This is a genomic window from Paraburkholderia sp. PGU19, assembly GCF_013426915.1.
In the GTDB taxonomy this organism is placed as follows: Bacteria; Pseudomonadota; Gammaproteobacteria; order Burkholderiales; family Burkholderiaceae; genus Paraburkholderia.
In genome coordinates this window covers 2,589,094-2,602,701 of sequence record NZ_AP023180.1, presented here as the reverse complement: position 1 = coordinate 2,602,701, position 13,608 = coordinate 2,589,094, and the positions used below count along the sequence as shown (strand labels likewise).

Genomic DNA, 13,608 nt, shown 5'->3' with positions numbered 1-13,608 from the left:
CATAGACGAAGCACTTTTCGGGAGCCTGTGTAGGGACACACCCAACAGAATTTCAGGCCATTGTGTTGCACGAACACCATCACTTTTCACTCCGCGCGCCGGTGCATCACGCGGCGAAAATGTGTTGGTTGGCCCGTCTCTCGCTGCGGCCCGCTGTTGGACCACCGCCAACGTCCCAACGCGCTCGCGCGCGACGCACGCACGCGCGTATCCGCTCTATCCCGCGCCCAGCAAGGACGCAGGAAAAAGCGCACCGATCCGCCGAACATTGGCACAGCCCTTGCACGTCATGTCGCAACTTCCATTGACTTCCGGCCGCGCGAGACAGGCGGCCATTCTGGAGACACGCCATGGCTTCCATCACCATCAGCGATCTTTCGCACAACCTCGCTCTCGATCGCAAGGCGATGTCCGCGATCAGCGGCGGCGGCGGTGCACCGTGGGTATTCGGCTGGATCACGCCGTATGTGCACGACACACCGAGCGTCGGCCCCGTCGTAAACCTGTACGACGTCACGAACAACTTCTATGCTAACCAGATGATCAATCAGTTCCAGACGGTCGATGTGAACAACACGGGCAACAACTCGAACATCAACGTTTCTCCTGACGCGCGCAGTACGAACCGGGCTTAGATGCCGTGGCCTGTACCAGTCAATTCCGGTGGGCGTCGGCGGCGCGCACCGACACGGGCCGGGTGCGCGAGATCAATGAGGACGCCTGTCTCGATCAACCGCAGCGCGGCCGCTGGGCCGTGGCCGACGGCATGGGCGGGCACGACGTCGGCGATCTCGCGAGCCAGCTCGTGGTCGAAACGCTCGGCCAGTTGCCGGAACAGGCGGGTATCAAGCATTGCATCGCCGAGGCGCGCACGCGTCTGCAGGATGCGAACCGCCAGTTGCGCGACGAAGCGAGCCGCAGGCAGGTGCAGCGCATCGGCACGACCGTCGTCGTGCTGCTTGCGTGCGACCGTTTCTGCGGCTATCTATGGGCGGGCGACAGCCGCATTTATCTGCTGCGGCAAGGGCAATTGCGACAGTTGACGCGTGACCACAGCCAGGTGGAAGCGCTTCGGCAGTCCGGTTATCTGACGGAAGAAGAGGCCCGCCATCATCCCGCGCACAACATCATCACGCGTGCGGTCGGTGCAACGGATCAACTCGAACTCGACGAAGACGCAATTGAAGTCGCGGACGGCGACGTGTTCCTGTTGTGCAGCGACGGCCTCAGCAATGAACTGACCGACGAAGAAATCCAGCAGACGCTCGCGAGCGTGGATTGTCTGCATGCGCCCGATGAACTCGTCGATATCGCGCTCTCGCGCGGCGGCCGCGACAACATCACGGCGGTGGTCGTGCAGGCAGAGGACCCGCAAGCAACCGACAAGACCTTGTTGAACCCGTCGCCCTGACAAAATCCCGTAGCCCTTGCTTCAATGCATCTCGGCTTCGTCGTCCTCTTCCGTATCGTCCTTGCGCGCATTCGCTTGCGCATGTGCACGGCGAAAGTCCTTCGAATGCAGTCCGTGCTTCTTCAGCAACATCTGAAGATGCGACCGGTTCATGTCGACGCGGCGCGCCAGTTCGGCGACCGTGCCGCCCACTTCCTGCAAGCCGCGTTGCAAGAACGCCTTTTCGGCTTCGTCGCTGGCGGCGCGCTTCGCATCGCTGAGCGACAACAGATTGGTCACGCTCGTCGTGCCGTTCGCGGCCTCGTTCGCCACGCCGAATATCGACGTCGAAACGGGTGCCGTGGGCCGCATATCCACCGGCAAATGATCTACATCCGCGATGTCGCCCGCCAGGCATGAGATGCGGTACATCACGTTGCGCAATTCGCGGATATTGCCCGGATACGCATACGTCAGCAGAAAGTCCCGCAATTTAGGGGTGATTCTCACGGGACGGCGCTTGAGCGCGCCCGCCGCCTCGTCGCCGAAGTACTGGATCAGAAGCGGAATTTCATCGCGCCTTTCGCGCAGCGGCGGTAAGGTCACGTGAATGACGCTCAGCCGGTAAAAGAGATCTTCACGGAACGTGCCCTGCTCGCTCAGCTTGCGCAGGTTGCGGTTGGTCGCGGCGACGATCCGCGTATCGACGCCGATCGGCTCGTCCGAACCCACACGCTGTATTTCATGCGCCTCCAGCACGCGCAGCAGTTTTACCTGCCCCGTCAAAGGCAATTCGCCGATTTCATCGAGAAAGATCGTCCCCGTATGGGCGCTTTCGAATTTGCCTTTACGGTCATTTGTCGCGCCCGTGAAGGCGCCTTTTCTGTGACCGAACAGTTCCGACTCCAGCAGGTTGTCGGGGATCGCACCGCAGTTCACGGAGATGAACGGCTTGTCCGAGCGGCTGCCGTTCGCATGGATGACCTTCGCCATCAGCTCCTTGCCCGTGCCGCTTTCGCCGTCGATCAGAACGGGCAGATCGGTCGGCGCCGCTTTCTCCGCGATTTCGAGCGATTCCAGCAGTTTCGGGTTATCGCCGAAGGTGCCCTCGAAAATGAAGCTTCGCGCGAGCAACGCCTGCCGCCGCGCGCCGCGCGACAGGTCGCCGCGCATCGGCTCGACCACGGCCGCCTGCACGAAGCGCTCCTTGTGCGACATCTGCATCACTTCGTCGCGCAATGAACTTGCCTGTTTCAGGAGTTTTTCGATATCCGCGCGTTCGAGCCGCGACGACCAGCGCAGCGTCGAGCGCAGGATTTCGATCTTCTCGATCAACCCCGCGTAAGAGATGGCGGAGCCGGCTTCGTCAGGTTGCTGGTCAAGTATTTTCATCAGGCGCTCAACTGTTTCTGGACGAGCTGGTAGTACATGCCCTTCCGGTTGACCAGTTCCTCGTGACGCCCCTGCTCGACGATCGCGCCTTCATAGAGCACGAGAATCTTGTCGGCGCGCATGATCGTACTCAGCCGGTGCGCGATGATGACGGCCGTGCGTCCCTTGAGGATTTCCTGCATGTTGCCGAGAATATTGCTCTCCGATTGCGTATCGAGTGCGGAAGTCGCCTCGTCGAATACGAGCAGGCGCGGATCGTGATACAGCGCGCGGGCAATGCACAGCCGCTGAATCTGCCCGCCCGACAACCCGATGCCGCGCTCGCCGACCACCTGTTCGTAGCCGAGCGGCAGCTTGGCGATGAACGCGTGCGCGTCGGCCATCCTGGCCACTTCTTCGATACGGCGGCGATCCGGCGTATCGTCGCCGCTCGCGATGTTCTCCGCGATCGTGCCGGAAAACAGGAGATTCGATTGCATCACATAACCGATCTGCGCGCGGAAGAATGCCTTGTCGATCACGTTCATGTCGTAACCGTCAACGGTCATCTTGCCGTCGCTCGGCGCATAAAAGCCGACCAGCAGCTTCGCGAGCGTGGTCTTGCCCGAACCGCTGCGTCCGACAATCGCCACCAGCTCGCCCGGTTTGATGTCGAAGCTGATGTTCTCCAGCACATAGGCGCTCTCGTCCTCGCCATAGCGGAAGTACACGCCGTTCAGGCTGATCGCGCCTTGCAGGTCGGGCAGCATCACGCGCGACGGCAGGTCCTGGGGCTTCTGCTCCGGTTCGATATCGAGCACGTCGCCCAGACGTTCCATCGCCACGCCCGCGTCGTTGAGCATGCTCCACAAGCCGACGAGTCCCATCAACGGCGTCAGCACGCTACCCATGAACGCGTTGAACGCGATCAGCTGTCCGATCGTCATTTCGCGGGCGAGCACGAGATTTGCACCGACCCAGAGAATCGCGATCGTCGTCGCGGCATTCAGCAACTGGCTGATAAAGCCGATCACGATATTGAATGCATGTGCGCGGTATTGGACTTCGAGTGCCTTGGCGTATTTCTTTTCCCAGCGCAGGCGCACGGGCCGCTCGATGCCCATGCCCTTCACCGTTTCGACACCGGACAACGCTTCCATCAGGAACGATTTCGAATCTGTCCCGGCCGCAAACGATTCGCGCGCATAGTTCTTGATCTTCGGCGTAGCGATCAGCGTGAGCGCCATGATGGGAATGACGAAAGCGATCAGTACGAATGTCATCTTCGCGTTATAGAAGAACATGATCGCGAAGTAGATGAACACCATCAGCAGATTGAGTGCCGTCGTCACCGTCGATTCGGTGAGGAACGCGCGGATCGTCTGGTTCTCCTGGAAGCGCGCAAAAATGTCGCCTGTCTTGCGCTTGGCGAAGAACGAGAACGGCAGCGACATCGTGTGCCTGAAGAACTGCGACATCATTGCGAAGTCCATGTTGCGCACCATGAAGTTCGACAAATACGCGCGCACCATCGACATCAACTGCGAGAACACATTCGAAATGATCAGACCGAGTATCAGCAGATGCAGCAGACTGATGTTCTGATGCACGATGACGCCGTCAAGGATGTTCTGAATGATCAATGGCGGAATCACACCCAGTACCTGGATCACGAAGGTCGCGAGGAACAGGTACATGAGAATCTTTTTGTACGGCGTCAGATAGCCGACGAAACGCAGCCACGGCGAACGCGACGCGGAGAGCTGCACGAGGTTCGGCCCCGGCGCAAACAGCAGGCACGTGCCGCTCCAGCCGCGCTCGAAGTCTTCGAGATTCAGCTTGCGGAACCCCAGCGCGGGATCGGCGAGCCATACGTGATCTTTCGACACGCCGTACACGATGATGTAGTGATAGCCTTCCCAGTGCACGATGAACGGCAGGTCGAAGCCGCGCAGCGAGTCGAACGTGCACTGCACGCCGCGCGCCGTGAAGCCGAGCGACTCACCCGCGCGCGCCAGACTGTCCAGCGTCGCGCCCTGCGTCGTGACGTTCGCGAGTTCGCGCAGCTTGCCGAGTGTCATCGGAATGCCGTAGTGCTTGCAGATCATCGCAAGGCACGCGGCGCCGCAATCCATTTCCTCGGCCTGCTCGACTAGTCCGAAGCGCCGGATCACGCGCTCGCCGAGTTCGGGCTTCGTATGCAGGTCGAGCCTCAGAGGCCGCTTGCGGCGCTGCTCGATGCGTTTTTGCCGGTCGAGTTCGCGGTCGGCGTATTTGATGCGATCGTCGAGCACCTCGCGCAATTTCGGATTGCGCTCGAGGATGAAATGCACCGTACGCTCGGGTATCACGAGCAGCCGCGTGTCCGTCGTTGCAATGGCCGATGCCGTCTGCTCCTGCCGCATCAGGCAGGCTTTCTCGCCGAAAATTTCGCCTTCACGCAGCGTGGCGAGCGTGTAGTCGGTACCGTCCTCATTGCGTACGATGCGCACTTCGCCTTGCCGCACGACATACAGCCGGCGGTCGTCGCGCGCGTCCTGCTTGAGAATCTCCTTGCCCGCGCTGACTTTCTTGACACCGACGCTGCGCACGTATTCTTCGAGTTCCTGCTTGTTCAGCTTGCCGCGCAAATCGAACAACTGCGCGACGAAACCGCCCGCCGAATTGATTGCCACATAACTCGCGACGAACGCCAGCGCCGCCTGATTGCCGGCAATGATCGGCTCCGTGGTGGCGCGCGGAATGAACAGCAACTCGGTCTTGCCCGAAGAGCGTACCGACGATTCATGCGCGTACGCGCGCAGCATCGCAATGTCGGCGAATACTTCGCCCGCCTTGCGCACGCCCATGCTGATCTCTTTGCCATGCTCTTCGGTGAAGATGCGCACCGAGCCGGACTTGATCACGCAGAGCCCATCGGCGGGATCGCCCGCGTTGCACACCGTCTCACCAAACGAATAGAAGCGCGATTGCACGTGCTCCGCGAGACGTTCGAGTTCTTCGCGCGTAAACGGCGACAGAATCTCGACCGTCGAAAGAAAGTCGGCGATGGAAGGCGTGGTTTGCGGTGCATCCATGATGCTTGGGGTCCCCGTCAGCAGCGCGCGTCAATCAGAGCGCTTCGATGATATGTTCCTGCGCGCGCGTTATCAGCCACTGTTCGCGCAACAGCCGCTTGATTTCCGACGCGACGTCCGCGTCGAGTTGTGCCGGATACTTCGCCGTCACCGCAAAGATCTCGAAGCACGAGCGGTCCAGCGACGCGAACGGCCCGAGCAGATCGCCGACTGCCGCGTTGAAGATCTTCGCCTCGATATCGGGCTTCAGCGACCCGCGCAGTACTTTTCCGATCACGCCGCCCGAGTCTTTCGTATCGGCAATCGAATGCTCACGCGCCATTTCCGCGAACGCATCGGGATCGTCGCGCAGATACGAGATCATTTCCTTCGCCTTGCCTTCGTCGTCGAGCAGAATGTGGCTGACCTCGATGGCATCGAACTTCGGCGAATTCAGCGAAAAGTACTCTTCGATCTCGCCTTCGCTGCCCACCTTGTCGAGCATCTTTTCCTGATACAGGCTGTCGGTGATAAACGTCTCGAACTCGTCGAGACCGACCTTCAGTGTGTCGAGATACTGGTTCATGTCTGCGGCGCGATGCAGCCCGCGCACCCGCCGGAACTGGTCGGCGCGCTCCTGTATCTCGTCGGCGCTCACCGTCACGCCGTGCTTCTTCGCGGCGTGCACGGTCAGCTTGTCGCGCACCATCTGTTCGATCAGGCTTTCGAACTGGCCTGTGAGTTTCAGTAGACGTATGAATTCGCCGACATCCACGACTTCATCATCGATTCGTACGATCGCGGTCATCTCGTCCGCTCCTCTAGTGACGGCCCGAACAAACGGGCGGGCTGGCGGTTGTACTTTCGGCTACGCTTGCGTTGCAATGAGTTCTTTTGAAGCTATCCGGCCAGTTGCCTGAACGGGTCCAGACCAAGATCGATCAGCCGCCGCTCGCGTACGACGATTTCGGCGCTTGCCGTCATGCCGTACCGAAGCGGATAGCGGTTTTCCGCGATCTGGTAATAATTCCTGTCGAGTTGCACGCGGCCTTCGTAGACAGGCTGCTTGTCCTGCGCCGACGGCTTGGTTGCCGGCGAGATGTACGCGAGCGTGCCGTTGATCAGCCCATAACGCTGATACGGGAACGCATTGAATTTCATCTTGACGGCCATGCCTTCGTGCAGGAACGCGCGGTCGCGCTCGGCGATCTCGATCTTCAGCACGGGGCGCGCGTCCTTCGGCGCGATGCCGCCGAGCGGCGCATTCGCCTGGATCTTGTCGCCCGTTTGCGTCGACGTCACGTCGGTAATCACGCCAGAAGTCGGCGCGAGTATCAGCAAAAAGTTGTCCTTGTCGATGTTCTCGAAGCGGATGCGCGCAGCCGCGTCGGCGACGAGGCGCGCCGTCTGCAATTGCAGGCGCAGCTTCTCTTCGGTGCTGGTGATGTCGCGGATCAGATCGTCGTATTGAATCTGCAGGTTCGTCGACTGCTGGCCGCTCGTTTCGAGTTGCGCGTTGGCTTCCGCGTATTCGTGACTCAGTTTGAAATCGAGTTCGGCGAGCCGCGATTGCGCGACACGGTACGCATTTTCCGCTTCCAGCGAGGTGTTGCGCTTCGCTTCCACCTGCAACTCGGCGACGCCGCCGCCACCCGGCTGCGCGAACAGGCGCGCGTACTTGTCCGCTTCCTGGCGCGCCGCATCGCGAGCACGGCGTGCATTGTCGAGCGTGCTGCGCGCTTCTTCGAGTTGCGCCTTCTGGCCTTCCGCAAGCTTGCTCGTGCCTTCCGAAATGCGGTTCTCGTGCAGACGCTCTTCCACTTCGAGCTGATCTTTCAGCGCGGCCGCCTTGCGCTCCATCAATTCCTTCTTCTGCGGAAATTCTTTCCATTCGCGCTCGGCGTCGTCGAGTTTCAACTGTGCCTGCAGGGCGTTGGTCGCCGCTTCGATTGCGCCGCGCGCATTGAGCCGCGCGAGCACGTCGCCCTTCGATACGGGTTGGCCTTCGGCGATATAGAGGTCGGTGAGTTCGCCGTCGATCGGTGCATAAATGCGCCGCACATCCGATTCCGGCGCGAGCGTGCCTTGCGCCGTGACGATCACGTCAGCGCGCCCGAAGAACGACCACATCAAGCCGGCGACAACGAGCGCGACCATGGTCAGCACGAGCGCCTGCGCGATCCGCACGGGTTCCGATGTGAGAATCGCAACGCCTTCGGCGCTGTGATCTTCGAGCGCTTCGTAAAGCGGCTTAGGGTGATTGTCGCGCTTCACTTTCGTCACTGCCTCCAATCAACGCAAGCTTCGATTTCAGCAAGCCGGGTTCGAGCACCATGCGCAATTCCTGCAGCGAGCGGCGCTGCAATTGCGTTTCCGCTTCGATATCTTCGAGCAACTGGTCCGAGCCTGCCGGATGCGGCGCCTTCAGTTGCGTATAAACGCGCATGCCCTGTTGTGCCGCCGTATTCGCGCCCGACAACAGCAGCGCCTGACTGCGGAAGCCGCCCGAGATGCCGGATTCCAGCCGCTGCGTGCCGCCGATCGAACCATTCGCGCGATACTGCCGCCACAATCCCTGCGCGCGATCGATCTGATCTTGCGCGCGCGCCAGTGCCGTGTCGCGCAGCGCGTTGACGTCGCCCTGAACGGCCCGCACGAAGTACACGTCTTCTACGGGATCGAGACTGGCGTAAAACGACAGCAGCTTGTCGTTGCGATCTCCCGAACCACGGCTTTTCTGCAGATCGGCGAACTGGTCGAGCAACGCCTTCTTGTGCGCGAACTCCGCTGTGATCACATCGGACCACGGGCCAGCGGGCATCGCCTGCAAGCCGGCCAGCGCCTGCTGGCTGTCGCCGCTTTGCCAGGCGGCGCTTGCCGCGTCGTGCTTCGCCACGACTTCCGCGGAAGGCAGACGGCTCGCGCTCAATTGCGCGTACTGCGACTTGAACGGCGGCGTCCTGAAGCTCGCCTTTTTCATCAATGCGAGCAGCGGGACGAGGCGCCTTGCCGTCATTTCGTTGAAGATGTCCGTGTACTGCCGCAAGTCGCTACGCAAGGTATCCAGCCCGGCGAGCCGCGGATAGCGTTGCGCGTAATCGTCCAGCACGGCGGGCAGCGCATCTGGCTTGTCGCGTCCCAGCTCCGTCGCGACGGTCGAATTGAGCCGGTCGATCGCCGCGAGGTACACGGAGTCGTCACTTTGCAGCCTGCGCAGATGGCTCATCGCGAGCGCATACGGCTCAGTGAATTCAGGCACGTACGACGCAATGCGGTCCAGAATCCGCTGATGCCCTTTTGCGTCGTCTTCCCAACGCTTGAGCAGATTGCCGATATGGCTTTCGTCGCTATAGATGCGAATCGGCGCATCGGGGCCGCCCCGGCCGACGACAAAACGCTCCAGATCTCCAACCCATTTCAACTGATTGACCAGCGCGAGCGCATCGGGATTGTTCTGGCTCGTCGCGCGCATGCCTTCGATCAATGCATCGGCACGATCGAACTGTTTCACCTGCAACGCCGACAGCCAGCCGGGCACACGCGCTTTCATCAGCGCTTCACTTGCAAGCGAGCGGATCGCATCGCTCGCGGGGTGACGCTGCAAGGACGACGTGCCAACTTCCGCCGCCGCTTCGTATTCTCCCGCCGCAAGCAGGCTCTTGATATCGCGCTCCGCCGCGCCCCGCATGTACAGCGTGACGGCCAGTCCCACAACGACAACCAGCACCACCAGACCGCCCCAGCCGATACGCCGCATCGTCGTGCCGTCGCCGGCCGCGAAGGTGCGCGTCAGTTCGCGCATCAACAGTTGCCAGCGGCGGCGCGGACGGCGTGATTGGGCTTCCGTCCCTTCGTCCGGCGTCAAGGGCGGAGCGTTTTCATTCACCTCGTCTTCGCGCTGCAATGCGCGGTCGACGCAGAAGATGTCGAGAAACGAATGCGCCGCGCCGACAAAGGTAGTCTTGTCGGGATCTTCCGCAGGCATTGCCGCCACGGGCGCAGCAGCCGCGGGCGTCGTTGCCGCGGGCGCAGCCGCTGCGGGAACACCCAGCGCGGCGGCAGGCGGCACCATCTGAGTCACGGTAGGCTCGACTTCGAATGACTTTTGCAGCGCTACCTGATAGACGAAATGATCGCCGCCGAATCCAACGACATCGCCGTTTTGCAATGCGACAGCCGATTCGCCGAGACGCTTGCGATTGAGGAATGTGCCGTTCGTGCTGCCGAGATCTTCAATCCAGGGTTCGCCGCCCTTCATGAAGATATGAGCGTGGCGCCGCGAAATGTAATTGACCTGATGCGGATAACGGTCCTTGTAGCGCGAGAACAGTTCGTCCGTCTTGCTGACGAGAAACGGAAACGCAATGAGGTCGATGGGTTCGAGCCCCAGATCCGGGCGCTCCGGCTGCAGCGTGACAGTCAGATGCTGCACGCCGCGCGCGGATGCCGAACTGAATGGACGCGGCTCGATCGCGACGCGATACGTCAGATCACCGCCAAAGCACAGTTCGTCGCCGGCGCGCACACGCGAAGGGGTCATCCGCACGGCAACGCCGTTGACGGTCGTGCCGTTCTTGCTGTCGAGATCCGCCACATACACCGCACCATGCTCGCTAAAGATGCGCGCATGACGCCGCGAAAGCCTGATGACCCGATCGCGCGGATAGTCGACGAACGGCGCCTCGCTGCGGCCGATCGCAAACAGATCGTCGACGATGCGAATGGGGCCTAGAGAAGGATGCGAGACGGGCAGCAGCAGGACGTCGAACTCCTTGTCCAGAGCCGCCCGCATCTCAGCAATCGGAGCTTCGCCGGGATTCATCTCTTTGCATCACTAAGCGTGGACACGAACGGAGCGTTCGACAGACGCGGCGATTAAAGCATATTCGACGCAGCCGTCATGCTGACCGTATGAGCGGCTAATCAGGAATTTTAAGTCACGCATGGTGTTAGTCAATTATGGGTACGGCTAATGCGGTCTATATTCAGGCAACGATTTTCACAGACGTCGTTTTAAGAACCGTGCCAGCTATTCCTCTATTCGCCCGCGTCGCGCACGCAGCACTAGCGCTTCATTGCTTCAGCTCATTGCTTGACTTGTGTCTGCACGTCGACAGCCGGCCAGCCGCCGCCGAGCGCCTTGTAAAGCAGTACCGTGTCGGACAGTATTTGCTGGTGATTCGTCAGCAGATCGAGTTGCGCCTGCAGCAGCGTGCGGTCCGTTTCGAACACGTCCAGTTGTGACACCACGCCTTCGCGCAATTGCGACTGCATCTGCACGTTGACGACGCTCAGACGCTCCACTTCCTGTTGCAATTCGACGCGCTGCTGCTTGTGCGAATCCAGATTGACGAGTGCGTTCTCCACTTCCTCGAATGCGCCCATCACGGTTTGCCGGTACTGCTGCTCGGCGACGGTGGTTTGCGCCTCGGTGGTCTTGACGTGCGCGCGCACGCCAGGATCGAGTAGCGGAATGTTGATGCTCGGCATGAAGCCGAACGTGAACGACTTCAAAAGATCGGACAGCGCGAAGCTCGCGGTGCCGCCATGTCCCGTCAGGCTGATGGTCGGCAATTGCGCCAGCTTGGCTTCGCCGACCAGGTTATACGCTTCGAGCACGCGCAATTCCGATGCGACGATATCAGGCCGGCGCGACAGCAGTTGCGAAGGCAGCCCGCCCGGCACGGGCGGCTGTTGCACGCGCTGCTGCAGATGGCCGACGGGCACGGTGAATTCACCGGCCGGCACACCGATCAGCGTGCACAGCGCGTTGTTCGCAATGCTCCGTGAACGGCGCAGATCGAGCAGATCCTTGGTTAGACGATTGACCTCTGCCTGTTGACGCATCACCTGCGTCTTTGGAACGAGGCCATTGCGGCTCATGCCTTCGAAGATCGAGAGAATCGTCTTGTTTTCGTCGACCATCTTCTGTTGCGCGTCGATCTGATCGTCGAACTGGAGAATCTGGAAATACGTGGTCGCCACGTTCGACACGAGTTCAAGATAACCCGCGCGCCAGTCGGCTTCCGTCGCGCGGAACTCGGCCTTTTGCGCCTGCACGCCCTTTTCGACCTTGCCCCAGATGTCGATGTCCCAGTTCACCTGGGCGGCTACGTTGTACTGCCGCGTGAACGGTTGCCCTGTGGTCTTCTGGAAATTCGCACCTGCGCCGAGATCGGCCGTCGGCAATGCACCCGCCTTCGCTTCACCGATCTGCGCGCCCGCTACGTCGATGCGTGCGGCGAGCACCTTGATGTCGAAGTTGCCTTCGATTGCTTTGGCGATCAGCGTATTCAGATACGGGTCCTGGAAGCCTTTCCACCAGTCGGGCACGATGGTGTCGGCGGGTGAAACGAGCGTACCCGTCTTGTCGGACCACGACGCCTTGGCGGGCGTATCGGGGCGCTTGTAGTCGGCCATGTGAACATCGACGCAACCGGCCAGCATGGCTGTGCAAACAGCGGCGGCAGAGATGACGCGAGCGACGGCGACGAACGAATCAGGCAACGCAGACACGATATTCTCCGATCATTCCCGGGTGTACTGCACGTGCAGAGCGCGCCTTTCAAGTAAAGCACGTCCAGCGCGGCATCTCTATCGATGTCGGCGGATTTCGTTCGGCGTGGAGTGCGTGCGGTGACGCGGCGGTCGTGTGGACAGGACGATTGGCTTCTGGATCTTTTTGACGATGCGCGGTGAAGCAGATTACGCGGCGAGCTTCGGGATTTTCCCGGAGCGCAGAGGCCGGTCCGGCCTCCGCGGGCATCGCCGTGTGGCTAGCGCATGGTGACGCTGTTGTTGGCCAGCATCGTCGGCGTGATCGTCGTGCTCAGGCCCGACGCGAACGCGTTGCCGCCGCTCACGTTGCTGATGTTCATTTGCTGCTGGATCATCTGCTGCACGTCGCCGATCTGCTTGCTGAAGTCGAAATTGATGCCCGGGAAGTTCGGAAAGCCAGCGAAGCCGCCGCGAAGGGCCTTCATGGCCTTGCCGTCGAGTTCTTCGGCAACGGGCAGGTCTTTGATCATCAGTGCGCTCATGACAGTTCTCCTAAGAGGGAAGCGAAGCTTCGCCATGGTGTTTCGGTTTGGTTCAAGCATCTTGTCTGCTCGAGCCTGACAACGCATAGGCTGTGCCAATTGCACTGCCCGCGCCGCGAAAAACCTGCAAAGCCTTGCTGCCATTGGATGACGTATCAGAGCGATTTTGCGCATACGAATTCGATGCGCGTCGATCCCGTTCCAGGGTGCCGCTGCGTGGCCAACATTCGACTAAAAACTGTTGGTTCGAAAAAGACAGCACTGAAGAAGAAAGTTGAGCACACACGTTCGTTCACTTCGCGATCACCGTGATCTTCTTCGAGTAGACGGGCGGATTGTGCGGAATATGATTCTCGTCGCCCATCAGCAACTGGAGCGTGTGCTTGCCGGGCGGCAAGGTGACCATCGTTTCCGTTTCGCCCGCGCCGAAATGCAGGTGCTGGCGGTCGGAAGGAATCTCCTGATCCGCTGGAGGCAAGTCGGTGTCGATCAGCAGATGATGATGCCCCGTGTTCGGATACTTCACGCCCTTGGGCGCGACGCCCATGTAGCGCAAGCCGAACCACACGCGAAACGGCTTGTTGGCGGGTACGACCTGTCCGTCGTTCGGATAACCGATGTACGCATAGGCATCCTTGGGCGCGGGTGTCGGCCCGGCGAATGCCACGTTCATCGAAGTGAGGGCGGTGAGGGCGGCAAGTGCCGCAGCGGCAACAACGATCCTGATCATGGCTGATGCTCTCCGTCTTGC

At 60.7% G+C, this 13,608-nt stretch carries 10 protein-coding genes; 2 read left to right on the top strand and 8 right to left on the bottom strand.

What is annotated here, in order from left to right:
- Positions 1-350: 350 nt before the first annotated feature.
- Positions 351-635, top strand: a complete 285-nt coding sequence (locus H1204_RS29340) for a hypothetical protein (RefSeq protein WP_180731946.1) — start codon at positions 351-353, stop codon at positions 633-635.
- Positions 636-640: 5 nt separating this feature from the next.
- Positions 641-1,411 (top strand): protein phosphatase 2C domain-containing protein, encoded by a 771-nt coding sequence (locus H1204_RS29335; RefSeq protein ID WP_180731945.1) that lies wholly within the window; start codon positions 641-643, stop codon positions 1,409-1,411.
- A gap of 21 nt (positions 1,412-1,432) precedes the next feature.
- Here H1204_RS29335 and H1204_RS29330 read toward each other — a convergent pair whose 3' ends face one another.
- The 8 genes from H1204_RS29330 to H1204_RS29295 form a co-directional block, all read right to left on the bottom strand.
- Complete coding sequence (locus tag H1204_RS29330) at positions 1,433-2,782, bottom strand: sigma-54 dependent transcriptional regulator (RefSeq protein ID WP_180731944.1); 1,350 nt, start codon at positions 2,780-2,782, stop codon at positions 1,433-1,435.
- Complete coding sequence (locus tag H1204_RS29325) at positions 2,782-5,838, bottom strand: peptidase domain-containing ABC transporter (RefSeq protein ID WP_180731943.1); 3,057 nt, start codon at positions 5,836-5,838, stop codon at positions 2,782-2,784. The genes H1204_RS29330 and H1204_RS29325 overlap by 1 nt, the downstream gene beginning before the upstream one ends.
- 34 nt (positions 5,839-5,872) lie before the next feature.
- Entirely contained in the window at positions 5,873-6,625 is a 753-nt protein-coding gene (locus H1204_RS29320) for a peptidylprolyl isomerase (RefSeq protein WP_180731942.1), read from the bottom strand.
- Positions 6,626-6,717: 92 nt separating this feature from the next.
- On the bottom strand, positions 6,718-8,091 hold the full coding sequence (locus tag H1204_RS29315) for an HlyD family efflux transporter periplasmic adaptor subunit (protein WP_180733336.1): 1,374 nt from the start codon (positions 8,089-8,091) through the stop codon (positions 6,718-6,720).
- The gene (locus H1204_RS29310; RefSeq protein ID WP_180731941.1) at positions 8,069-10,639 is read right to left on the bottom strand and encodes an FHA domain-containing protein; all 2,571 of its coding nucleotides are present in this window, start codon (positions 10,637-10,639) and stop codon (positions 8,069-8,071) included. The genes H1204_RS29315 and H1204_RS29310 overlap by 23 nt, the downstream gene beginning before the upstream one ends.
- A 263-nt stretch (positions 10,640-10,902) precedes the next feature.
- On the bottom strand, positions 10,903-12,264 hold the full coding sequence (locus H1204_RS29305; RefSeq protein WP_243468800.1) for an efflux transporter outer membrane subunit: 1,362 nt from the start codon (positions 12,262-12,264) through the stop codon (positions 10,903-10,905).
- A gap of 329 nt (positions 12,265-12,593) precedes the next feature.
- Complete coding sequence (locus tag H1204_RS29300; RefSeq protein WP_180731939.1) at positions 12,594-12,857, bottom strand: hypothetical protein; 264 nt, start codon at positions 12,855-12,857, stop codon at positions 12,594-12,596.
- 292 nt (positions 12,858-13,149) lie between these two features.
- Positions 13,150-13,587, bottom strand: a complete 438-nt coding sequence (locus tag H1204_RS29295) for a DUF4399 domain-containing protein (protein WP_007581354.1) — start codon at positions 13,585-13,587, stop codon at positions 13,150-13,152.
- Positions 13,588-13,608: the final 21 nt, after the last annotated feature.